The sequence below is a fragment of the Paenibacillus gallinarum genome (assembly GCF_014836635.1).
GTDB classification, from domain to species: domain Bacteria; phylum Bacillota; class Bacilli; order Paenibacillales; family Paenibacillaceae; genus Paenibacillus; species Paenibacillus gallinarum.
Window position 1 is genome coordinate 199,182 of the sequence record NZ_JACSQL010000005.1, and the last position, 23,496, is coordinate 222,677.

A 23,496-nucleotide genomic window follows, 5' to 3' on the forward strand; every position below is an offset into this window, starting at 1 on the left:
TCGAACTTCCGAAAAGTACATACTCAAGATCTTTGGGTGCTTCGTGCTGCTTTATTTTTTTCACAAACCAATAGGGAAAGTGTTATTGAACCTTTTTATGTTTCTCAAAAAACCGCTAAACTCGGGTCCTCCTCTTTCTTCGCTTATGAATCCAACCGGCCCCCATAAGAAGAAGGGGAAAGTAAAACACAAATAAGGGATGGATATAATAAAGTGCCAATCTGCCATACTCCAAGTGATAAATAAAATTTCTAGCCATGCCTGTCGTCCATACCAACATGATGAAGGCGATGGGTAAAATCAGCTTGCGATAAGTGACATTAAAAATATCGGATGCACCGATAAGCGCAGCACTAAAATATAAAGAAATCCGAAAAAATTCTCCAATAATAAGACTCATTACTACAAGAATATCTACCCGCTGCACAAACTCAGAAATCTCGACCAAACTGATGGTGGACAAAAGAGGGAATGCAGACCTTTTGGATATGTTAAGCCCCAGACAAGCAACATTTAGGAACATCGTTTGGCTAAGGATGAGTCCCCCAATAATGATGGAGATAACTCCGATATACCCTCCTTTTTCAGGACGCCGCATATAAGGAAGCAGCATCAAAAAACAAACCATTTCCCCAAAAGGAATAATTAAGTTTTCAGTAAAAATGCCTTTCAGTACCGGTTTAATTCCGTCCTCAAAAAGAGGTAGAATGAGATCCACTTGCACTGCATTTGAAGATATGAGCAAAATATTACTCAGTAGTCCTACAAACAACAAAAAAACAAGCAGAAGGACAGCTGTTCTTGCCAACACTTCAAATCCTAAGTAGACAACATAGGAGATGCATAACAGCATCAAGGTTGTTGTGACTACCAAAGGCGTTGTATTCAATGTGCTGATGTTAATTAAGTTTGCCCCATCACGTAAATTCCGACATCCAATATAAATAAAATACGCAATGTATAACATACCTACGATATTTCCCATAACCTTACCGAGTAGTATACGACTATAGGCTGTAAGCGGCATCTTAGGAAATTGTTTAGAAAGGCAGGAGTAAATCCAGAATAGTCCGGCCCCGAGTACCATGCATACTAAGATCGTTATCCATGTATCCTTACCCGATGTATATCCCATGTTAATCACAATGGCTGTCCCAATCTGAAACATCACCATGAGTGATAACATTTGACCGGAACTGATCTGATTTTTATCCACTCTAATCTTCTCCTCCCGTACTATAAGGGTTCGTTCTCGTCTGGGTATGAATAATGATGGATTGAACGTTAACTTCTACCTTACTTCGTGAGAAGAATTCACCCCAATCTTCCGCTTCCTTCCATTCTTTGTACTGTGCGGAGCGGTCTTTTTCTAGTACACGACCAAACTCAAGTACATCCGTGCCTGACTTTTGGGCCTTCTCAATTGTAGAAAGTATAATCTCCTTCGTCTTCTCGTTCCATGTCTTCTCATAGGTTTGAATGACATCTCCCGAATTCAGTATTACCGGGCAACTCGCTTCACTAATCACTCCTTTCTGCTTTATATCAATAGAAAAGCTTGGCCTGCCATCTTTAATTTTCCCTTTTACTTTGCTTTTGGAAAAGTTCATATTTATGGCTATAGTCCCTGTTCCATCCTCAGGACAAGTTATATTGATAGCCGAACCCTTCGCTTTGTTACGGATCATGGAAAGTCCAAGACCTTCATCCCCTTCCGTCCATCCTACAAGCTTATCTCCTTTAAACAAGGCCACTCCATCAATGGAAACAAAGGTTGGAACGAGGACTGTACTCACGTTTTCCTTCGAACTTCCGCTCTCTGCCATGTTTCCGTTATCTATCTCATTCTCCGCCGCTTTATTTGCTTTAATCACAGCTCCACTAATGGTTGGACCTCCTCCTGGAACAACCATACCCCGAATCACATCATCGATTTGACTGGGGAAATTATGTGAATAATCGCGATTCGTAAAGTTCATTTTTTGCACCAAGTTATTAGCTGTAAGTGAAGAAATAGGACTTGTTACCGTTAAAATATTTTTCGCTGAAGTCTCTCTTGCGATCAGCACTTGCATCGTTATCCGAGTTTTCGGATCCCGCTCAACAAAATCGATGAACTCTCCAATCCCTACTTGCTCAGCCAAAGCATCGCTAATAATGAGTACGGATACATGGGAAAGCGATATAATTTTGGGTACACCTTGGGACATTTTACTGAGTACTTCCTGTAAAGTTCTGCCCTCGCCTGAAAAAACGAATACAGGCGTTGCCCCTTGACCTCCTCCACCCGAAATCTCAGTTGAAACGGCCCCCTGAAAAGAGATGTGGTAAATGCCCTGCTCTTCTCCTGGGTCAAAAGCCAGACCCGTGATGATGAGACGTTCATTTAGTTCTATTGCATCCCAGCATCCAGAAAGCATAGACGTCAGGAATACTAGAATGAGTACCTTACTAATTTTATGCTTCATCTCTTTATGACCCTTTCTTGTTCTGGTCATTCTGGACCTCTTGCTTATTCTCCTTAGCTGCGTGGGACACCGTAGTATACTCACCGCTAACCGCCCTAGGGTGATGCTTCATTAATGAAAATGGGAAGCGTAGAATTGAATCTCTTTGTTGATCAAGCACAAAGGGGCTGAACGGTGTCATGTATGGAATACCAAATGAACGCAAACTGTTCATATGGGCCAAGAGTGCAATAAGGCCCAGTACGATTCCGTATAGACCAAAGGCAGCGGCCAGCAAAATAAATCCGAAGCGAAATAACCGTCCCGCAATCGCCATCGAGTACGTAGGGATCGCAAAACTTGCTGTACCTGAAATTGCTATGACAATCGTGAGCAAAGGGCTTACGATTCCAGCTTGGACAGCGGCCTGCCCAAGCACGAGTCCACCGACAATATTGGCAGCTTGTCCAACAACTCGCGGCATTCGGACCCCTGCTTCTCGTAGAAGCTCAAAGATTAGTTCCAGAATGATGGCTTCGACAACAGCAGGAAATGGAACATTCTCACGCTGAGATACGAGGTTATACAGCAGCGCACTTGGAATCAACTGATAATGATAGGTTGTCATCGCAATGTATAGAGAGGGTCCAAGAAGCAACACCAGGAAACTGACGTAGCGAAGCAAACGAAGAAAAATCGCGATATCAAACCGGTCTGAATAATCAGCTGCACTATGAAAAAAGTGGGCAAATATCGTAGGGACAATGAGTACAAAAGGGCTGCCGTCCACAATAATAATGACCCTTCCTTCCATCAATCTTACAGCTGAGGTATCGGGACGCTCCGTAGCATATACAGTTGGAAAGATCGTGAATGCCTCATCTTGAATCAGTTCTTCAATATAAGTGGAATCAAAGACAGCATCTATTTGAATCTGGTCAAGGCGTCTGTGGACCTCTTCTACTATTTCTTTCTCTGCTATACCGCTCATATAGATTACAGCGAGATTCGTTCGGGACTTGCTTCCCACTGTTCTTGTTTCCACACGTAATTCAGAACTATGAATTCGTCTGCGCAATAGCGACACGTTAACATTCATAGACTCTACAAAACCTTCTTTTGGTCCCCGCACAACGGACTCTGTCTGTGATTCAGTTATCGACCTGAACTCTCCGCCCGTCGTTACAATCTGAATGACCTTAGGACTGCCTTCGATCATAACGAGCGTACTTCCAAGCAGAAGTTTGTCTATCATGTCATCCCAGTCTTCGCAATATTTCACAGAGCCCAAACTAAACACCTTTTGAATGAATCTATCGTTAGGCAGAGAAGCGCCATTCTCCTCTTTAACCATGTCATCGATCTTAAATTCAATATCCAGTAACGAACGAATAATAAAGTTATTCACTAAATCTGCTTGAACAAGAGACTCTATATACACGACAGCGATGGGTACTCCAGGATTTCCGCCAATCATAAGTTCCCTTACCACAATATCGCTGCTGTTTCCGTTCTGAATACGTATTCCGTCAATCATCTGCTGGATAGAATCAGACATCTGAAATAGCGGAAGAGCAGATTGCTCCGCTTGTGGAGTATCTGCTGACTTAGCAGGTTTTTGAGTCAGGTTCTTCATGAACTGACCTCTGTGATGTCGCCTCATCCTTTTTTCCTCCATTTCCAAAATACGTATATGTTGATTCTAACCATCCGCTTGTTCCTTTATGTATGGAAATAAAAAGGAGCCAAGTGAAATCCGGGTGTAATCTGGATTTCACTTGGCTCTCTATCTTTATCTCATGTTTTATTCCGAAAGGATGGACTCAATCTTATCTTGCATTTCTTCGCTGAGCTCTATACCTGAAGCTCCTATATTTTCTTGTATCTGTTCGGGCCTGCTTGCACCCACAAGAGCACTGGAAACATTCTTTTGTCTTAAGATCCAAGCCAGTGCAAGTTGTCCCACCTTCACATCCAGTTCACTCGCAATGCCGGTAAGCTTACGCACCTTTTCAAGTTTTTCCTGACTTATTTTCTTATCATCCCATCCAAGCTTTGCCGCACGACTATCTTCTGGTATGCGAGAGACATCATTATATTTACCTGTCAGCAGGCCTTGTGCAAGCGGAGAATAAACGACTTGTCCGATCCCTTTTTGCTCCCCAAGCGGAATAATCTCGTCTTCAATATAACGTTCGAACATATTATATATAGGTTGGTTAACCACGATTCGGTCCAGTAGGTAACGATCTGCAATTCCTAGTGCTTCTTCCATCTGAGCTGCGGTCCACTGGCTTACACCAACATAGAGCACTTTCCCTTGACGCACGAGGTCGTCCAGTGCACGAAGTGTCTCCAGAAGAGGAGTACCCGTATGAAAACGATGGCAATAATAAATATCTACATAATCTGTGCCCAGTCGCTTCAGAGAAGCATCGCACTGTTCCATTATATGTTTACGAGATAAACCTTGGTCATTCGGACCATCGCCCATCTTACCGAATACTTTTGTAGCCAGCACGAAAGACTCACGTTTATAATTCTGAAGTGTTTTGCCTAGAAGCTCCTCTGCTGCTCCACGTTCATACACATTAGCTGTATCAAAGAAGTTAACACCTGCATCGTAAGCCGTCTCAATGGAACGTACAGCGTTCTCCTGCTCGACATACCCACCATAGGTCAGCCAGCTCCCAAGGCTAATTTCACTCACTTGCAAGCCGCTTCCGCCTAATCTTCGGTATTTCATCTTTTGGATAACCTCCCATTAAAAATATGTAATCATTTCCATTATATATTACCCTTCCAAGATAAGGATGAAAAGGAGGAGTCTTAACGAATCATTGACCGTTTATTTTTAAAAGTGTAAAATTACACTAATTAGAAATAACCAAATGTTACCTCTCATCTGAGTGGTACAGGCGGGAAGGAGCTTAATCATAATGACAAAAGAGCAGCTCATTCAGCTCTTATCCGGTAAAATCAAACTGGTACGTACGGAAATGGGATATACCCAAGAGCAAATGGCTGAAGTCTTGGGCATCTCTAAAAAAACACTCGTCCAAATTGAAAAAGGTCGTTCCAAAGCAAGTTGGACTGCTGTTGTTGCTCTCGTAGCTTTGCATCCTGACAGTCTAACAATTCAATCTATTTTAGGTGAAGAACCGATGGAAATTATCGAAATGGCAGCACATAGTATTCTGGAAAGACCGAAGGGCAGGACGCTTGGTGGAAAACTCTGGTGGAATGATATTGAAAGAGAAGGCGATTATATTTTGCAGCAAAATATGATCAGTATGCACTACCGGATTCTCGATACTGCTCATATTCGCTGGTACAGCACATTTGATCAGGATGAGGCGCACGCAAGACTTACGGATCTAGCTAATTCTGTAGACTGGGATCGCCGTGTAAATCATGACCCCAAGAAAAGCATTAGTTTATGAATACCTTGCGCTCCCTTCTGTCCCGCTGGACATGCTGGCTCACCTTTCTATCCATTGTTGATGACTATGTACAATGGGATACCAAACATCTTGGTCTCTTTTTGACGGGACCTATAAATATGAAACTTCATTTTAATTATGGTGATCCAGTGGATATCTACATCCATTATGTAGTTCACCTATTTACCTGGATTACAATCGGACTTATTTTGGATGGTCTTACGAATTACATTCGCAACTGGAGAAAACAGAACAGGAATGAAGCAACCTCACCTCAAAAAAAGCACAGTGGTAACAGCAAGTTTCCATCGTTACATAAAACGAACCGGTAAAGAAAAGTTTGGCCTTCGTGGCCTCTTCTTTACCGGTTTTTTATATACATTACAGAAAGAGTATTCTCCGCTATACGCTCTGGACGATGCGTTCAGCTCGGATCTGCACATCCCGAAGAAGAACTTTCTCATCTATCGTTAATAACTTCCGGTTTCGCATCAGTATCTTTCCATTTACAATGGTCGTGTCCACGTCTGCACCGCTCACGCCATAAGCCAGCAGTGACTCAAGCTGATGCAGCGGTGTCAGATGCGGTTTATTCAGGTTGATCAGGATAAGATCAGCTTTCTTACCTGGAGATAAGGTGCCAATCTCATGATCAAGCCGTAATAGCTTTGCACCATGAATCGTTGCCATCTTAAGCACCTCTTTTGCAGGCAGAATCGTGGGGTCGCCATATTGCAATTTCTGCATCCATGTGGCTGCCTTCATCTCTTCGAACATATCAAGTGTTGTTGCACTGCCCGCTCCATCCGTACCAAGTCCCACATTAACACCTTCTTGTTGCAGTTTATGAACAGGAGCGATCCCGCAGCCTAGCTTCAGATTACTAACCGGATTATGGGACACCCCGCCTTGCATCCCTTTGAGCAGCTGGATATCTGATTCGCTGAGATGCACACCATGAGCCAGCAGAACATGACACTGATCAAAAAGCCCAAGGGCATGCAAATATTCCGTAGGAGTCTGTCCATATTTCTGACGTATTGTTGATACTTCCTCCACCGTTTCCGCTAAATGAATATGAATGGGGATATCCCGCTCCTCAGCAAGTCTAATTACCTGACGTAAGGCGTCTGGCGGACAAGTGTAAGGGGCATGCGGGCCGAACATCGTCGTTATTCGTCCTTCTGCTTTTCCATGCCACTGATCGATCAGATCCAGCGCTTCTGCCATTCTTACTCCACCATCCGGTTCATGAAATACGAGTCCTCTCGTCAAGGAAGCCCTTATTCCCACTTCCTCTACTGTTTCTGCAATCGCATTCATATGAATGTACATATCTGCAAAAGTCGTTGTTCCCGATTTAATCATCTCTGCCATAGCGAGCCGTGCACCTGCCCGAATATCTTCTTCTGTCATATTCGCTTCGGCGGGCAGTATCTTCTGATCAAGCCAGTCCATCAGTTTCAGATCATCAGAATAAGCTCGCAGTAAGCTCATTGGACTATGCTGATGAGTGTTAATGAGTCCCGGCAGCACCGCAAATCCAGTCCCATCAATCACTTCATCTGCCTCATTTGCAGAGCAGTCTCCCCGTTTTATAATCCGATCTTGCTCAATAAGCAGATCTCCCTTATAAGGAGAGTCTTCTCCTTCCATCGTAACAAGCCAAGCATTCTCGATCTTTAGTCTCATCATCGTGACCTCCTTTGTAATACAAAGAAGCGTAAAGGATCACGCGGCGTGAAGGTCAACACCTAAACTTATAAATATCCTCTTACCGGGACCGCGTAGATAAAATGAAGTCTTTTCTGGATTTCTTCCGTCTTGGTCACGTATCCCTGTTCTTCTAAGAAGCCAGTTAACCGAGAACGATCGGCATAATAGGATTTTTCAATGTCTATGATGACATCGTCTCTCCCTTCTCCTCTGAGCATATGCAGATACTCTTCTCTCGCCTGACGGTTCTCAAACATAAAATCGACGATACCAATGCGTCCGTGGGGCTTCAGAATTCGCTTGATCTCAAGGAACGCAAGCAGTTTCTGATCTTCTGTAAGATGATGAAGAGCATAGCTCATTACCGCAAAATCAAATTGATAATCATCATAAGGAATCGCCAAAAAATTACCGAGCCTCACCTCATACCCCGGATGTTTGCGCTCTGCCTCTCTCAGCATGGCAATCGATTGATCCATCCCTTTCATCTCTGTTCCGTTCTCCATAAATAGTGCAGCTAAATTTCCTGTTCCTGTTCCGAGATCGACCCCTTTTTCCCCTTTCTGCGGATGAACTGCTTCAAGCACCCTTCGTAAGGCAGTACGGTAACTTGGATAGGCCCCATATTTCTGCTGAGTGCTCTCTACCCGTTCGTCATGATGTACGGCATGGGAGTCATAGTTCCAGTGGTCCCGCCAGTTCGTCCGCAGCTTTTTCGCATACCGCAGGCTGGCCGTCCATTCATAGATATCATCCCATTCCAGTTTCGCCTGCTCCTTCCCCTTTGCAATGATTCGGTCGGTCGTTTCGATGGAGTGCCGGATCTCTACCATCTGAGAAAACAAAACAGCTCTTTGCAGTTCCAGATGATGAAGAACATCCTCACTGTCCCCTGCCTCCATCTCAGCAAGTACACGTCCGATCTCTTCTAAAGACATTCCTACCTCTCTCAAGGAAACAATCGTTTGAAGTCTTGCTGCATCCTGTTCTGTAAACATCCGATATCCGCTGTTCTCCTGCTTTACAGGTGTGATTAGACCTTTTTCCTCATAATAACGAATTGCTCTTGCCGATATTTGAAGCCGTTCTGAAATATCCTTAATCAGCAACAGATCCATATCCTCACCCCTTCATAAAATCAGTATAAACGTTCACGTTACGTGAAGGTATAGAAGTAGAACTTAGCATGATTTTTTCCGCGAAGGCAGTTACCTTTCTTTGTTCAATGAAATTCCATTTTATCTGTGTTTGTAATCACAAGGCAGGCAGTAGGGAGATGGTAACTTTAAAGATGTAAACAAGAACAAAGGGAAGCTTTTATATATAGATTGAATCAATTTCATAATACCTTTAGTTGCTTTAATCAGGAGTATATATAGATCAAAATGGTTTTATTTGTCTATATATAGTTACAAATTTATCATTTTAATGAGTTATGAAATTGATTCAGACAGGGGTGAAATCATGAGTGAATTAATTAATAACCGTGAACATGGAGTTTCTGCTGATCGAGCGGCTCGGATAAATATACTCAAGGATATTATTAAAGAGCTGCACCATGGGAAAAGTGTGGAGGAAGTAAAAGAAAAATTCAATCAAGCGGTTGGGGAAATATCAGTTGATGAAATTTCGGAGCTCGAGCAAGTTCTCATGCAGGAGGAAGGAATACCGGTAACGGAAGTACAAAGGCTGTGCAGTGTGCATGCGGCGGTATTCAAAGGTTCCATCCAAGATATTCACAGACCTAACAAACCTGAAGAACAGCCCGGACATCCTGTGCATACCTTTAAAATGGAGAACAAGGAAATTGATCAACTTGCCAATTTCAAAATCGCCCTGCATCTGGATCGTTTTCTTAAGGACCAATGTGAAGCAAATCGCCTTCAACTACTGGAGGATTTCAGTCTCCTGTATGATGTAGACAAACACTACAGCCGCAAAGAAAATTTACTGTTTCCTTTCCTCGAAAAATACGGAATCTATGGACCAACGAAAGTAATGTGGGCGGTAGATGACGGTATTCGAATTGGAATAAAAGAAGTGAAACAGAAACTCACTACTTTTGATGGCAATGCCGAAGCATTAGTAGACCTGGCAAAACGTGTCTTAACCGAAGTCACAGAAATGATCTATAAAGAGGAACATATTTTATTACCTATGGCTCTCGATAAATTGACAGAAGATGAATGGCTTCAGATCGCTGCCCAAAGTGAAGAAGTCGGGTATTGCCTGACTGCACCCGATCAAGTGTGGATTCCCGAAAGAGCAGCGGAACCTGGCACTGATACGGGAGTAGAATCTTCTCCGCTGCAAGAAGGATTTGTCCGAATGAGCACAGGCATTTTATCAGTTAAACAGCTCGAGACGATTCTCAACCATTTACCGGTCGACCTCACTTTTATCGATGAGAATGACATCGTACGATATTTTTCACAGGGGCCAGAAAGAATCTTCGTTCGGACCAAGGCGGTCATCGGCAGAAGTGTTCAGAACTGCCATCCTCCGCAAAGTGTTCATGTCGTAAATCAGCTGCTTGCTGATTTCAAAGCAGGTGTCAAAGATTCAGAAGATTTCTGGATTCCTTTTAAAGATAAATTTGTCTATATCCGCTATTTCGCCGTAAGAGATGAAGAAGGAACCTATTTAGGTACACTAGAATTCACTCAAAATATTAAACCGATTCAGGAACTAACAGGTCAAAAACGGATACTCTCTGAGTAAGTAAGGGGGAAACCCGACCAATTGAACATTTCCTGGACCGCAGATAAAAATAAGCCCAGAACTCCTGATCAGGAGTTCTGGGCTTATTTCGTCTTCATTACATCAGGAACGTTCCTATCACGAAGGATACCCCGATAATGATGGAGCGCAGTAATTGGGCCACCGCCATATTCCCCTTTTCAATCTCTTCACACACTTTAATAGTTTGGGATTAGACTATGATCTTTCTAGGAAATTTCTATTACTTATGGAGCAGGGCTAAAAAGTTAGAAGCCAGTTCTCCCGCAGGCAGCGGCCGGCTGTAATAGTAACCTTGGATTTCACTGCAATTACTCGCAACTAATATATCAAGTTGATCCTTTGTTTCAATTCCTTCTGCAATAACGTCCATCTTTAAATGCTGAGCCATGGAAATAATGGATGCTACAATGGCCTTGTCATTGTCACTCACAGCGATGTCCTGGATAAAAGAACGATCAATTTTCAGTTTGTTAATCGGGAACATTTTCAAGTAACTAAGAGAGCTGTATCCTGTCCCAAAATCATCGAGACTGATCCGTATTCCAAGACTTGATAACTCCTTAAGAATTTCACTCGATGTTTCCGCATCCATCATCATACTTTCCGTAATCTCGAGTTCCAAATACGCCGGATGAAGTCCCGTCTCTTCTAATATTTTCTTAATATCTCTCGCAAGATTCGGCTGATAGAATTGTTGTGATGATAGGTTTACAGATACCGGAATTAAAGGTCCTCCTTCTTCATGCCATTTATGCATCTGACGGCAAGCTTCACGAAGCACCCAAGTTCCAAGGTTGGTAATGAGACCAATCTCTTCTGCAACAGGAATAAATAAAGCAGGCGACAGTATTCCCTTCTCTGGATGATTCCATCTCACCAACGCTTCTACCCCGATCAGCTTTGTATCCTCTGCGTGGAACTGAGGCTGATAATAAAGCTCAAACTCTTCTCTCTCAATCGACTTCCGGAGTTCCCCCTCAAGTTCGACTCGTTCCGTGATTTGAGCATTAAGCTCATTAGAGAAAAAATGAAAACTGTTTTTCCCCTGTTTTTTCACTTCATACATGGCCATATCTGCATTTCGCTGCAGCTGTACGGCATTGATTCCATGCTGCGGATAGATCGCAATTCCAATGCTGGCCGTAACATAATATTCGTTATCCTTAAGCTGATAAGGCAAACCCATTTCCTTAATAATCTGTTCAGCCAAAATAGCTGCTTCTCCTTCGTTCATATCGTCTTTTAGCAAAATAGCAAACTCATCTCCACCCATACGTGAGACGACGGCATTCTCTCCAGCTAAGCTTTGTTTAATACGCTTACTCATCTGCTGTAAGAACAAATCACCATATGCGTGTCCAAGAGAGTCATTAATGACTTTGAACCGATCCATATCCATGACCATTACGACAAAGGAATTGCCGCTGTCCTGTTGCTCTATAATCATTTCCGATAAATCCTGATTGAACATCCTCCGATTTGGGAGTCCGGTGAGCTCATCATGAAAGGCAAGAAAATGGTTTCTTTCCTTCGTTCTTTTTTCCTCCGTTACGTCTCTTGCAATGATGTAGTTTCCCATCACGTTTCCATCTACAAGAACAGGGGCATTCACCATACTCAGGTCTATTTGATCTCCGCTTTGATGGTAGATAGCTGATTCATAGCCGAGAATTTCTCCTTTGGATGAGCGTAGATACACTTCTCTTAAATATTCATGCTGATCTAACACAAAAATAGAAAGAATCGAGCTGATGGGTTTACTTTTATAATTTTCTTCTTTAATTCCCATGATTCTTTCGGCAGCTGGGTTGAATCCAATGATCATATGTTCTGAATTAATAGAGATAATGCCGTCCTGATTACTTTCATATAAGGACTTATACCATTTCTCGCTTTCTTGTATCGCCATCTCCTGACGAACAAACCGTCTTGATATATACAGCCCTAGAAGAGAGAGCGCAAGTGTAAGTAATGAGCCTATGGAAATAAAATAGGCGAGCCATTCTTGCTGAATCATCATTGCTGCGGATTCATGATTATGACTTTCTTCATAGCGGGCTCCTGCCATCCCCGTGTAGTGCATTCCAGCAATACCAACCCCCATTAACAAAGCACTTCCAAACTTCTTTCCTCGTTCTCTATACTTTTTATCACCAAGGAAATAGAAAGTGAGTCCTAGAGCAGTAATTGACGCAGCAAAGGCGATTACAATGGACAAAATGAAAAATAGCGGATCATACGTTATCTTAAGTTCGACCGCCTCCATCCCAATGTAATGCATCGCTGAGATACCTAACGCAAAAAGTGAAGCTCCCGCCAGCAATCTTCTTTTGGATAACTTCTTATGGACAACAATATAGAGAGCAATAAATGAAGCAACAATAGCAACGATGACAGACGTGATAATAATCTCAAGATTATAGGAAACGGGAACCGTAAAGTTGCTAGCAAGCATGCCGACAAAGTGCATCGACCAGATACCCATCCCCATAACAACAGCACCATATAGTAGCCAAAGTCCGTAACTCTTCCCTCTGGAGCTACTAATGGTCTTGGCTAGATTCAGAACATTATACGAAGCGAATACAGCAATAACAAAAGAGAAAAAAACAAAAATGTGATCATAAGAATTATGTATATGTTCTATTTCCATGGACAACCTCTTCCGCAAGTGGCAATCGCCACTCAAAAATTACGTACATGGATAATATATCGACCTTGTGAACGTAAAATGTAACCTTTGATACCGTGGGATGACCAATTTATACGAGAGTATTCGTTTATGTAAAAAAAGAGCATTATCTGCCTGGCGTTCATACCAGACAAAACAATGCTCTCCTTCTCTCACAACAGAAAAAACAGATTCTTACTAGGCTATCGTAAATCGACTCATCCGAACGCCTTTTGGAAGAATAATATAAACATCCTGCACTCCTGCTACTTCAGTAAGTGTAGTAAATGCCGTCTGCCAGCCCTGTACTCCTTTGGCTGCAACTTCTACCGTACCTGCAAGAGTTCCGTTTGGCGCGCCAAGACGAATCTCAATCTCAGCATCTGTAAATTCGCTGGATAAACGTCCGGTAAAGCCAACACTTCCCTCTCCAAAATCAGCCCCTTGGTAAAGTACCCAGCTGATTTCTTCTAAAGATCGTACACAACTTCCGCTTTCTTTACACTCATCCAGATCTACCCCGCTGTAGTCATCGTAATTCTCAGCGCGTGTTTCGAGTGCTAAATTCCGGGCAGGGATGACTTCACCCTCCACCTGAATGTCAGCAGAAACCTGAATATCTGCAGATGATTTACCAATAAGAATACGATAGTTGCCTGTCTCTACACAGTATTTGCTTCGTGTTACATCCCAGAATGCAAGCTCAGAAGCCGGCAGTTCGAAGGTAACGGTCTGGGTCTCCCCTGGTGCCAAGTGGATACGTCGGAATCCTTTCAGTGTCTTGAGCGGACGCTTCACACGGGACTCATTCGCACGAATGTAGAATTGAACGACTTCATCACTTGGAACCTGACTTTCATTCGTAATATCTACACTTACCGTAATAAGATCTTCTTCACTGAACTCACTAGCACTCAGTTTAAGATTGTCGTACTTGAAAGAAGCATACGTTAACCCATGCCCAAATGGATACAGCACATCACCTTTGAAATACTGATACGTTCTTTCCGATTTGATAATGTCATAATCTTTGATATGAGTCAGTTGATCTTCCGATTTGTACCAAGTCATATTCAGTCTGCCTGCCGGAGCATAATCACCGAATAAGACATCAGCAATGGCATTTCCGATTTCCTGTCCTGCATGAGATGTATATACGATCGCAGGAATGTTCTCCTCTACCCAGTTCATCGTAAATGGATAGGCTCCAACGACAACAACGACTGTATTTGGATTCACTGCATAAACGGCTTCTAACAGACGTTGCTGCGATTCAGGAAGCTCCAGACTTGGACGGTCAATCTCTTCTTTTCCGTTAATCAGCGGGTTATTCCCTACAAAAACGATGGCTGTATCGGCCGATTTAGCTGCTTCAACTGCCTCAGCAATGCCATCAGATATCAATTCAAGTTTAAATTTCTCTTCCGTTCCGAATTCACTAATTGATTCGTTCACAGCGAGAGCTGCAATATCGCCACTTGGAGCTGTCACTTTTTTGTCGTTCCAAGTACTCATTCCTACCGTTCCATCTTCTTGCGGTAACAGATGAAGAATTTCTTTTACGAACCAGCCGTATGCTTCATCCGCGGATGCAGTTAACTGCTCTTCGTCAGATGTAAGTAGTTTGCCGCTCGATTCCGCACGCAGAGTTACACTCCCGAATCCCCAATCCGATAAAATAAACGTCTCTGCTGCTCCATTTGCTACTACAGAAGCTTTCTCCCCATCTAGTACACCCAGCGCTTTGCCACTCGCAACAGAAGTAAGGGTTATGCGATCATTCGCATCACAGTATTGTACTTGTTTACCTGCAAGCTTCTTCTGAATGGCCTCAAGTGGCGTCACTTTATACGGAAGGGTACCTGCATACCAATCCCGAAGGACCACACCGCCAAGTTCACCAATAACGGCTACATTTTGCAGCTTCTCCTTGTTCAGCGGCAACGTGTTCCTTTCATTTTTCAAAAGAACCATTTGTTTCCTCGCAGCCTTCAATGATAATGCTTTTGCTTCTTCTGTCATTAATGCTTCCTCACCAATAGAGGCATATGGATTCAACTCATCTGGATCAAATTCCCCTAGGCGGAAGCGCACACGGAATGTATTAAACAGTGCTTGATCAAGATCTGATTCTGTCAGTGCCTCCATCAGGAGTCCTTCTCTTATTGCTTTTTTAGATAATTCCGCATCATCTGTAATACTGTCAATGCCGGCATGGATTGATTCTACTACTCCCGGTGTATGAGAATCATAATACTTGTGGTCGTTGAGAATGCCCATCACATCACCTGCATCGCTGACAATAAAGCCGTCCATTCCCCATTCACCTTTAACTACTTCTTTGACAAAAGGGTGCAGCAGTGCCGGCGTTCCATTAATGGAATTGTAAGCTGTCATCATAGACTGGGCTCCGCCTTTTAGGAAAGGCTTCTCAAAAGCTTTCAAATAATATTCACGCATATTTCTAGGATCAATACTTGAAGACCCGCTGCCGCGATCTACTTCATTATTGTTAGCTAGGAAATGCTTCAATGTCGCTATCGATTTATAATATTTAGGGTGATCTCCTTGCATACCTTTGATTAGGCTCGTTGTCAGTTCACCTGTAAGCTCAGGATCTTCTCCGTATGCTTCTTCATTACGTCCCCATCTTGGGTCTCGCTCCATATCCACCGTAGGTGCCCACAAGGTCAGCCCGTTCACTTCTGGATTCCGTTTGTAGAACACCCTTGCTTCATCACCAATAACAGAACCGATCTCTTCCATTAGTTCCGTATCCCACGTATGAGCGAGACCTACCGGCTGTGGAAAGCTCGTCGCTTCACCCAGCCAAGCGAGACCATGAGCCGCTTCGGTCCCATGTTTGTAAGCGCCTACACCAAGCCGCTCAATAGCAGGCTGGTATTGCAGCATCGATTCTATTTTTTCATCAAGAGTAAATCTTGATATTAGGTCTTTTACACGCAGATCTACATCAAGCTCTATATCTTGAAAAGGAAATTGCACCGCTTTTGTCATGTTTTATTCTCCTTTGATTATCAAATTGGTCACTTGTCTGCCTACCAATATCAACAAAATTGAACCGCTTACAATACCATGGAATGAAATCCACTAAAACGTTTTAGATTAGCCTCTATTATAAAGGTTCTTCTGTAAAAATAATAGGCAAAAAAGCACACAGTGGATTTATTTCTAAAATATATTCATACGCAGAGTTTCTATTTATATGCTGGTGGTAATAATTGAAAAATAGACTCGTATGTACCCTGAACGAATATAAATAGGAGGTTTTTTGCTGTGAATAACCATATCGAACCTTGGTCCGCTACCGAGCTGCCCAAAACTCCAGAATCCTTGTGGCGCGATACCACTCCTCTGCCTACCTTTCCTAAACTGCAAGAAAATCTAGTAACGGATGTTACGATCGTCGGAGCTGGCATCACCGGTATAACTACCGCTTATCTTCTCGCTAAAGAAGGATACAAAGTGACCTTGATCGAGGCAGGCATGGTCCTTAATGGAACAACAGGACACACCACCGCTAAGATTACTTCCCAGCACGGTCTGATCTATAACGAACTTTTGCAACATTTTGGCTTTGAAAAAGCACGGCTGTATTATGAAGCGAATGAAGAAGCCCTGCGTTTTATCCGCAGTGTCGTCACAGAAATGGAGATTGACTGCCAATTAAGTGAAGAGAATGCGTATATCTATCTTCAAGCAGAAGATGAGAAAGAGCAAAAGAAAATAGAGGATGAATATGAGGCTTACAAACAGCTCAGTATTCCGGGTGTATGGCATGACCGCCTAACGATTCCTGTCCCAGCGGTATGCGGCATCAGTCTGCCAAATCAGGCGCGATTCCATCCACTACAGTATCTTAAGCGATTAACGGAGGAGCTTGTCAGCCTCGGCGTTCAAATCTATGAAAAAACGACGGCAGCGAACCTCGAAGAAAACGAAGATCATGTAAAAGTCTTTTTAGAAAATGGAGACCATCATATCACAAGTAAATATGTAGTGTCCGCAAGCCACTTCCCTTTTCATGATCCAAGACTATATTTTGCCCGTATGCATGCTGAACGCTCTTATGCGATTGCCATCGAACCGGAAACCTCCTATGAAGGGGATATGTATATTAGCATCGATACACCGGAACGATCCCTGCGCTCTGTGCAGTATGGTGATAAAAACCTGCTTATTGTTGGCGGCGAGAATCACAAAACAGGACAAGGCATCAGCACACATGAGCATTATGAGGAACTTCTCAAATTTGCCGGCGAGCATTTTGGTGTCAAAAAAGTATATTTCCGCTGGTCAGCACAAGACCTGATTACGATAGATAAGGTACCTTTCATCGGTCCCATTGGAGGAGCTTACAACCGAGTATTTGTGGGAACTGGATATGCCAAATGGGGCATGACAACGGGGACCGTTGCAGGAAGACTTCTTACCGATCTTATCATGAAGAGAAGCAATCCTTATGCAGAGTTATATGATCCTGGCCGGTTTAAAGCAGATCCATCGATCAAAAATGTGCTCAAAGAAAACTTGAATGTGGTAAAAGAATTGATTACAGGAAAAGTAGATCTTTCTCATCCTAAATTAGGTGATCTGGGGACAGACGAAGGCTCCGTTGTGTGGCATGAAGGAAAGCGGGCAGGTGCTTATAAAGATCCCGAAGGCAAAGTACATCTTGTAGACCGTACATGTACTCATCTTGGATGTGAAGTCGAATGGAATTCGGGGGAACGTTCCTGGGATTGTCCATGCCATGGCTCCCGTTATTCCTATGATGGAACGGTCATGGAAGGTCCTGCTTCCGAACCTCTAAAAAAACTGGACGCTTAGCGTCTTCATGAGCTGAGCTGAATAACCATTCACCTTTAAGAAACGCATACAAAAAGGTCGCAACTTAAGTTCGAAAGAAATACCGAACTTAGGTTATGACCTTTTTTCTACTGGATAATTAATATTTATTTGAGTTCTGAATTAAGATAGGCCTCTTCATCTGTTTGTTCTTGTCCCTCCACCGAAGAATGCCGATCCCTATAATCCCACTTTTTTAGCTTTACCAAGTAGGACATGCGGATTAAAGATCGCACGAGCATTTGAATACTCCCTAGTATAAACATAATAGAACCGATCACTTTTAAATCTGGATAGAAGAGAAAAAAACTACCGACCAAATACAAAATGGCCGTTACGATCTCACTCGCCATATGTGCCGTTTCGTATCGATTTCTTATTTCAATTCTTTTTTTAACAAGTGAATTTTTCTTTCGATGTAAATGTACACGAAACCCTCTTTTTTTCCCTGAAGGGTTGCGTGAAGTTTCCTCTTTATGAATATCCGTATGAATTTTACCTTTCACGTTCCATCCCTCCTTCTGCAAATTTACCCGAATGGCACAGGATCAAACGATATTCACGATGTTTTCACACTTAAAAAGTCATGGGCAAAAGATTGTATTTTCTAAATTTTGTATTTATAGGTAGTAAATGATGTGCAGTAGTGTATAATAAACAGTACATAGTATAGAACATTAGTTTACGTTATTTCATAACATGAAAGGAACTCATAGGATGAATGTGAATACTCAGTTTAAAAAGGGCGTACTCGAGCTGTGTGTCCTCGTCCTAATCCATCGCAGAGACCGTTATGGATATGAACTGGCTCAAGCTGTATCTAAGCATATTGAAATTGCAGAAGGTGCCTTATATCCCCTCCTCAGACGGCTTGTATCCGATGGATACTGTACAACTTATCTTCAAGAATCTACCGAAGGACCTCCAAGAAAATATTACAGACTTACAGAGACGGGCTTACGCTATATGCATGTACTACAGTCTGAATGGAATGACTTTGTAGACAGCGTCAGCTCCCTGCTGAAGGAAGGAGAAGCAAATGAATAGGCTTCAGTTTATGAACAGAATGAAAGAAGGACTGTACCCACTTGAGGCTCAGGAACGAGCAGAACTACTCAGTGACTACGAGCAGCATTTTGATATGGGATTGTCCGAAGGTAAAAGCGAAAAAGAGATTGCCGTTGAACTAGGGAATCCAGAGGATTTAATAAAGGAGGCACTGGGTGACCGTTATTTTCAAGATAGAAAACTTTTCCCGCAGGGCCGAGTTCACGATGAAGAGCTGATCTCATACAATAAGTCACCACAAGGATCTCCTTCTATTCCGAAAGGAACATCTAGCCATAGAACGACTCCGCGCTTCTTTAGAGCAACCGGATTGGTATTCTTGAATCTCCTTCTTGCCTTGCCGATCATTGCAACCATTTGGGCTCTGTGGATCTCATTTGCTGGAATATCGGTATCCGGAATTCTCGCTCCCGGGCTTGCCATTCTTGATTTTATTATCGTTCATAAGCAAGTGGTGCTCCCCGAACTTTTTGTCAGCCTTGTTTTTTTTGGAATCGGTATTTTGGTTGGGATCTTCGCTCTTCGGCTTATGAAAAGACTAGGAAGATGGACTGCAGGATATTTCAAGTGGAACCAAACAGTACTGAAAAGAAAGGATAATTGATATGAAAAATGCCATACGGCTTGCCATTCTTTGCATTGTGGTCGGTCTCGTCGGAGTTACCTTCTTCGGATATGATTTCGGTGACAAACGTGAAGACTATGACCAAAAGCTAAGCTTCGATGCTGCGAACGTTAATTCCCTGCTAGTCCAAACAGAAGATAGCACTAACATCGTATTTACTTCAACAAACGACGATCAGGTTTCCGTTCATTTTAAAGGAAAATGGAACCCAGATACCATAGAGCAGCTAAACCAACTTCAGCCAGAAAACGAACTTCTAACGATTAATACCCGCTCAAAAAATTCTTTCTCCTTTTTTAGCTTTTCCACCGATTTCAGTAGAAATGTAATGGAGATTTCCGTTCCCAAACAAAAAAGACTTACGGAATTCACTCTTGAAATTGTCTCAAGCGATCAGGATATCACCGGTCTTAATGCAGAGCGAATTACGCTTACGTCTACCTCAGGTAATCTGAATTTGAACAATATCAACGCCAATGAGTTGTCTGCAAAGCTCACTTCTGGCGAGGTGAAAGCAAATCAGGTGAAGGTTGCTGAAGCTGCCAGCTTAGAACTCACTTCTGGAAACGTAAACCTTAGCTCCATAGAGGCTGATGAAATTACGATGAAGCTGCAGTCAGGCGATGTTAAGATCGAAGATATGCATGCTGATGTGAAGGCAAACCTTACTTCGGGCAATTTTAAGGTTAACGGTCTATCTGGCGAGGCAACCATTCGTGTGAAATCAGGGGATATTCATCTTGTCCAAGACACTGCAGATAACTTAGACATTGAAACGATCTCAGGAAATATCAATGTCGTCGCTGCTAGTGACTTTGCTGGATTTTTTGATGCGCAAGCCGTATCAGGTAATGTGCGTACCCCAGACTCTTTGCGAACAGGAACGGAACTCATAAAGATACGTGCCACTTCAGGCAATATCAACATTACACAGCCCTAATATCCCCCTACTCTACCATCTTTGTATGCATAAGCCCTTATTCATCCATACTAAAGCCAATCTGAGCTAAAGAAGGAGGCTTTACGTTCTAATGGATTTACTAAGCGGCAAACTGTACTGGCCGACTACCGTAACTAATCCTAAATCTTACCCGCCACTGACCGAGGATATCGTATGTGATGTACTCGTAATTGGCGGGGGGAGTTCGGGAGCACAAGCTGCCTATCTTCTTGCCAAAGAAGGTTTACAAGTTGTGGTGGTAGACCAGCGGCGAATTGGTGAGGGAAGTTCCAGCACGAACACAGCGCTGATCCAATATGCAGGCGATAAAAGTTTCGTTTCCCTTGCCAATACGTTCGGCGAAGAAATAGCGGCCAGGCATCTAAAGCTATGTGAGCAGGCTATTCATGATATTGAAATGACGTGCAGTCAACTGCCGGTAGATGCTGATTTTGTTCGCAGGGACAGCCTGTATTATGCAAGTTACGAGGAAGATATCCCCGCTCTCGAACAAGAGCATAAACTGCTTAGCAAATACGGGTTTCATGTGGATCGCTGGGATGAAGAGAAAATTAGCAGTCACTTTCCTTTTCGTAAACAAGCAGCACTTTACTACTATGACGATGCAGAGATGAATCCACTAAAATTCATTTATGGGCTCCTTGAAGCAGTAGAAAAGGTGGGCGGTAAAGTATGGGCCGAGACTCAGGTTACCGGACACCGTTTTGAAGAAGATTCAGCTATCTTTTATACGAAGAATCGGCATCAGATCAAAGCAAAGCATGTGATTATTGCTGCTGGATATGAGAATCAAGAATTTAAAGTAGAAAAAAATGCAGTTATAAACAGCTCCTATGCTGTTATTACAACGCCTGTACCGGATTTATCTAGTTGGTATAAACGGACGCTTATATGGGAGACAGCCCGCCCGTATATATACCTGCGAACCACACCAGACGATCGGGTTATTATTGGCGGAATGGATAAGGATACTGCATATGCCTCCACTCGAGACTCGAAGATTCTTCACACCCGCGATAAGCTGATGAAAGAACTTTTCAAGCTCTTCCCTGATCTTCAGGCTGAACCTGAATTTTATCTGGGCGCATTTTATGGCGGAACTCATGACGGACTGCCGATCATAGGACAATACGAGGAGTATCCTCACTGTTATGTCGTTATGGGTTATGGAGATAACGGAACGGTGTACAATGCCGTGCTGTCCCGTATTTTGCGTGATGTAATTGTCAAAGGTTCTAATCCGGATCTTGGAATCTATCTTCAAAATAGACCCCGTGTAAATTCACCTTGATTTACTTAGGCTTTTACCTCCCTCTGGCTATTTAGTCAGAGGTTCTTCTGATTTCCACAGATTTATTTTGTATAATTTGTCTTATATATAACTATAGGAGGCGAAAAAATGACGAATCACACAAAACTCGGTAAATCAGATCTTTTAGTAAACCCAATCGGACTTGGAGCAAACGCAGTGGGAGGGCATAACTTATACCCTAACCTGAATGAGGAACAGGGCAAGGACGTCGTTCGCACAGCGATTCAGAATGGGGTTAATCTCCTGGATACCGCATTTATTTATGGCCCTGGACGTTCCGAAGAGCTAACTGGTCAGGTTATCAAGGAGCTCAAAGCTCGCGATCAGGTCGTGATTGCCACAAAAGGTGCCCATGATGAAAATAATGATTATAAACCAAACAACAAACCAGAATTTCTAAAAAAACAAGTCGAAGACAGCCTCAAACGCTTACAGACCGATTACATAGACCTCTACTATATTCATTTTCCAGATGAACATACACCCAAAGATGAAGCCGTAGGTATGTTACAACGTCTAAAAGACGAGGGAAAAATTCGTGCTATTGGGGTATCTAACTTCTCGATCGATCAGCTCAAAGAAGCGAATAAGGACGGTTATGTTGATGTACTTCAATCCGAATATAATCTATTAAATCGGGAAGTAGAGAAAGAAATTCTCCCTTATACAGCAGCAAACCAAATTACCTTTATTCCTTATTTCCCACTGGTATCTGGACTTCTGGCAGGTAAATATAATAAAGACACAACATTTGATGATCTCAGAAAAAACAATCCACAGTTCCAAGGTGAACAGTTTGTGAGAAACTTGGACAAAGTCGAGCAACTTCGTACAATTGCAGATGCTAAACAGGTAGAAGTGGCTCATCTTGTTCTCGCCTGGTATCTTACTCAGCCGTCTGTAGATGCGCTCATTCCAGGCGCGAAACGTCCAGAACAAGTGGTTAATAATTTAAAAGCCCTTGATGTGAAACTATCCCAGGCAGAAATCACGGAGATTGGTCGTATCTTTTCCTAATGATTCTCTTTCTTTCTCTTCTTTTAGCGAATTAATATTGAAAACAGTGCGGTGCAGTGCATCGCGCTGTTTTTTTATGTGTCATAAAGGGATAGAGAAGCAATAAAATATAATGTACAATAGAAAATATTTACATTTTTGTTTATGAGATGTTTATAATGACTCCCTTCCTCACCCAACAACAAATGTAAAAGGAGTGTTATCTATGTCCCAGCGGATCGGTACCGCCGATAATCTTTTCACCCTTGCCTACAGAAAGTTATTCTCGCGCTACAAAATCCAGCTTTATGCCTCTCATAATGAAGAGGATTTCCATAAGAAGCTCTTAAATCTCAATGCCCACTATATCGATTACAAGACTAATATTGTGGGCACGGGCAAACAGAAGTCCCCTTCCGAAGCCAATACCGTATACGAAATTTATGTCAAAAAAAATGATTATTCACTTGCAGAGCTCGCCATGAATACAGCAGCACACCGGTAACAAATAAAAGGGATAAATCTGTAGTTCTACAAAGAAACTACGTCGGTTCATCCCTCTCTACTTTAAAAACAAAGAATAAAAACAAAAAACCTTATCCACATGTGGATAAGGTTTTTTGACTATCTATATATACACAGGTTA

The 23,496-nt window shown here is 42.6% G+C and carries 19 protein-coding genes and 1 pseudogene; 10 read left to right on the forward strand and 10 right to left on the reverse strand.

Going from position 1 to position 23,496, the window contains the following annotated elements; translation table 11 throughout:
- Positions 1–115: 115 nt before the first annotated feature.
- From H9647_RS13360 to H9647_RS13375, 4 genes are all read right to left on the reverse strand, one after another.
- Positions 116–1,216: a GerAB/ArcD/ProY family transporter gene (locus H9647_RS13360; RefSeq protein ID WP_191800681.1), complete on the reverse strand. Its 1,101-nt coding sequence runs from the start codon at positions 1,214–1,216 to the stop codon at positions 116–118.
- A gap of 1 nt (position 1,217) precedes the next feature.
- Positions 1,218–2,498: a Ger(x)C family spore germination protein gene (locus H9647_RS13365; protein ID WP_191800683.1), complete on the reverse strand. Its 1,281-nt coding sequence runs from the start codon at positions 2,496–2,498 to the stop codon at positions 1,218–1,220.
- Positions 2,473–4,110 carry a spore germination protein gene (locus H9647_RS13370; RefSeq protein ID WP_191800685.1) on the reverse strand — a complete coding sequence of 546 codons (1,638 nt, stop codon included), beginning with the start codon at positions 4,108–4,110 and terminating at the stop codon, positions 2,473–2,475. Before H9647_RS13370 ends, H9647_RS13365 begins: the two co-directional genes overlap by 26 nt.
- Positions 4,111–4,251: 141 nt before the next feature.
- Positions 4,252–5,193 carry an aldo/keto reductase family protein gene (locus tag H9647_RS13375; protein WP_191800687.1) on the reverse strand — a complete coding sequence of 314 codons (942 nt, stop codon included), beginning with the start codon at positions 5,191–5,193 and terminating at the stop codon, positions 4,252–4,254.
- Between the two features lie 193 nt (positions 5,194–5,386).
- Between H9647_RS13375 and H9647_RS13380 the strand changes: the two genes are divergently transcribed.
- Both H9647_RS13380 and H9647_RS13385 read left to right on the forward strand, forming a co-directional pair.
- Positions 5,387–5,890 (forward strand): helix-turn-helix transcriptional regulator, encoded by a 504-nt coding sequence (locus H9647_RS13380; protein ID WP_191800689.1) that lies wholly within the window; start codon positions 5,387–5,389, stop codon positions 5,888–5,890.
- Positions 5,887–6,222: a hypothetical protein gene (locus H9647_RS13385; RefSeq protein WP_191800691.1), complete on the forward strand. Its 336-nt coding sequence runs from the start codon at positions 5,887–5,889 to the stop codon at positions 6,220–6,222. Before H9647_RS13380 ends, H9647_RS13385 begins: the two co-directional genes overlap by 4 nt.
- Positions 6,223–6,292: 70 nt before the next feature.
- On the opposite strand, the gene H9647_RS13390 is transcribed toward H9647_RS13385, so the two are convergent.
- Both H9647_RS13390 and H9647_RS13395 read right to left on the reverse strand, forming a co-directional pair.
- On the reverse strand, positions 6,293–7,585 hold the full coding sequence (locus H9647_RS13390; RefSeq protein WP_191800693.1) for an amidohydrolase: 1,293 nt from the start codon (positions 7,583–7,585) through the stop codon (positions 6,293–6,295).
- Between the two features lie 65 nt (positions 7,586–7,650).
- Positions 7,651–8,724, reverse strand: coding sequence for a MerR family transcriptional regulator (locus H9647_RS13395; RefSeq protein ID WP_191800695.1), 1,074 nt, complete (start codon positions 8,722–8,724; stop codon positions 7,651–7,653).
- Positions 8,725–9,070: 346 nt separating this feature from the next.
- Between H9647_RS13395 and H9647_RS13400 the strand changes: the two genes are divergently transcribed.
- A complete protein-coding gene (locus H9647_RS13400; protein ID WP_191800696.1) occupies positions 9,071–10,327 on the forward strand; it encodes a DUF438 domain-containing protein in 1,257 nt (418 codons plus the stop codon).
- Between the two features lie 97 nt (positions 10,328–10,424).
- On the opposite strand, the pseudogene H9647_RS26320 reads toward H9647_RS13400, so the two are convergent.
- The 3 genes and pseudogenes from H9647_RS26320 to H9647_RS13410 form a co-directional block, all read right to left on the reverse strand.
- A pseudogene (locus H9647_RS26320) lies at positions 10,425–10,526 on the reverse strand (DUF350 domain-containing protein); the annotation flags it as partial.
- Between the two features lie 42 nt (positions 10,527–10,568).
- Positions 10,569–13,001, reverse strand: a complete 2,433-nt coding sequence (locus H9647_RS13405) for a bifunctional diguanylate cyclase/phosphodiesterase (protein WP_225229273.1) — start codon at positions 12,999–13,001, stop codon at positions 10,569–10,571.
- Positions 13,002–13,217: 216 nt separating this feature from the next.
- The gene (locus H9647_RS13410) at positions 13,218–16,037 is read right to left on the reverse strand and encodes a glycoside hydrolase family 3 protein (protein WP_191800698.1); all 2,820 of its coding nucleotides are present in this window, start codon (positions 16,035–16,037) and stop codon (positions 13,218–13,220) included.
- 279 nt (positions 16,038–16,316) lie between these two features.
- Here H9647_RS13410 and H9647_RS13415 point away from each other — a divergent pair, with 279 nt between their 5' ends.
- Positions 16,317–17,870: an FAD-dependent oxidoreductase gene (locus H9647_RS13415; protein ID WP_318245305.1), complete on the forward strand. Its 1,554-nt coding sequence runs from the start codon at positions 16,317–16,319 to the stop codon at positions 17,868–17,870.
- Between the two features lie 125 nt (positions 17,871–17,995).
- On the opposite strand, the gene H9647_RS13420 is transcribed toward H9647_RS13415, so the two are convergent.
- Complete coding sequence (locus H9647_RS13420) at positions 17,996–18,394, reverse strand: YrhK family protein (RefSeq protein ID WP_191800700.1); 399 nt, start codon at positions 18,392–18,394, stop codon at positions 17,996–17,998.
- Between the two features lie 211 nt (positions 18,395–18,605).
- Between H9647_RS13420 and H9647_RS13425 the strand changes: the two genes are divergently transcribed.
- The 6 genes from H9647_RS13425 (at position 18,606) to H9647_RS13450 (ending at position 23,355) form a co-directional block, all read left to right on the forward strand.
- Positions 18,606–18,935, forward strand: a complete 330-nt coding sequence (locus H9647_RS13425) for a PadR family transcriptional regulator (protein WP_191800702.1) — start codon at positions 18,606–18,608, stop codon at positions 18,933–18,935.
- Between the two features lie 10 nt (positions 18,936–18,945).
- Positions 18,946–19,560, forward strand: a complete 615-nt coding sequence (locus H9647_RS13430; RefSeq protein ID WP_191800704.1) for a DUF1700 domain-containing protein — start codon at positions 18,946–18,948, stop codon at positions 19,558–19,560.
- A gap of 1 nt (position 19,561) precedes the next feature.
- Positions 19,562–20,521 (forward strand): DUF4097 family beta strand repeat-containing protein, encoded by a 960-nt coding sequence (locus H9647_RS13435; RefSeq protein ID WP_191800706.1) that lies wholly within the window; start codon positions 19,562–19,564, stop codon positions 20,519–20,521.
- Positions 20,522–20,612: 91 nt separating this feature from the next.
- A complete protein-coding gene (locus tag H9647_RS13440) occupies positions 20,613–21,833 on the forward strand; it encodes an NAD(P)/FAD-dependent oxidoreductase (protein WP_191800709.1) in 1,221 nt (406 codons plus the stop codon).
- A 108-nt stretch (positions 21,834–21,941) separates the two neighbouring features.
- Positions 21,942–22,871 (forward strand): aldo/keto reductase, encoded by a 930-nt coding sequence (locus H9647_RS13445; protein ID WP_191800711.1) that lies wholly within the window; start codon positions 21,942–21,944, stop codon positions 22,869–22,871.
- Between the two features lie 205 nt (positions 22,872–23,076).
- On the forward strand, positions 23,077–23,355 hold the full coding sequence (locus H9647_RS13450; protein WP_191800713.1) for a hypothetical protein: 279 nt from the start codon (positions 23,077–23,079) through the stop codon (positions 23,353–23,355).
- Positions 23,356–23,496 lie beyond the last annotated feature (141 nt).

Excerpts from the sequence above, each read along its gene's own strand:
- H9647_RS13365 (WP_191800683.1), bottom strand. The coding sequence starts at position 2,498 with ATGACCAGAACAAGAAAGGGTCATAAAGAGATGAAGCATAAAATTAGT.
- H9647_RS13370 (WP_191800685.1), bottom strand. The coding sequence starts at position 4,110 with ATGAGGCGACATCACAGAGGTCAGTTCATGAAGAACCTGACTCAAAAA.
- H9647_RS13375 (WP_191800687.1), bottom strand. The coding sequence starts at position 5,193 with ATGAAATACCGAAGATTAGGCGGAAGCGGCTTGCAAGTGAGTGAAATT.
- H9647_RS13380 (WP_191800689.1), top strand. The coding sequence starts at position 5,387 with ATGACAAAAGAGCAGCTCATTCAGCTCTTATCCGGTAAAATCAAACTG.
- H9647_RS13385 (WP_191800691.1), top strand. The coding sequence starts at position 5,887 with ATGAATACCTTGCGCTCCCTTCTGTCCCGCTGGACATGCTGGCTCACC.
- H9647_RS13390 (WP_191800693.1), bottom strand. The coding sequence starts at position 7,585 with ATGATGAGACTAAAGATCGAGAATGCTTGGCTTGTTACGATGGAAGGA.
- H9647_RS13395 (WP_191800695.1), bottom strand. The coding sequence starts at position 8,724 with ATGGATCTGTTGCTGATTAAGGATATTTCAGAACGGCTTCAAATATCG.
- H9647_RS13400 (WP_191800696.1), top strand. The coding sequence starts at position 9,071 with ATGAGTGAATTAATTAATAACCGTGAACATGGAGTTTCTGCTGATCGA.
- H9647_RS13405 (WP_225229273.1), bottom strand. The coding sequence starts at position 13,001 with ATGGAAATAGAACATATACATAATTCTTATGATCACATTTTTGTTTTT.
- H9647_RS13410 (WP_191800698.1), bottom strand. The coding sequence starts at position 16,037 with ATGACAAAAGCGGTGCAATTTCCTTTTCAAGATATAGAGCTTGATGTA.
- H9647_RS13425 (WP_191800702.1), top strand. The coding sequence starts at position 18,606 with ATGAATGTGAATACTCAGTTTAAAAAGGGCGTACTCGAGCTGTGTGTC.
- H9647_RS13430 (WP_191800704.1), top strand. The coding sequence starts at position 18,946 with ATGAACAGAATGAAAGAAGGACTGTACCCACTTGAGGCTCAGGAACGA.
- H9647_RS13435 (WP_191800706.1), top strand. The coding sequence starts at position 19,562 with ATGAAAAATGCCATACGGCTTGCCATTCTTTGCATTGTGGTCGGTCTC.
- H9647_RS13440 (WP_191800709.1), top strand. The coding sequence starts at position 20,613 with ATGGATTTACTAAGCGGCAAACTGTACTGGCCGACTACCGTAACTAAT.
- H9647_RS13445 (WP_191800711.1), top strand. The coding sequence starts at position 21,942 with ATGACGAATCACACAAAACTCGGTAAATCAGATCTTTTAGTAAACCCA.
- H9647_RS13450 (WP_191800713.1), top strand. The coding sequence starts at position 23,077 with ATGTCCCAGCGGATCGGTACCGCCGATAATCTTTTCACCCTTGCCTAC.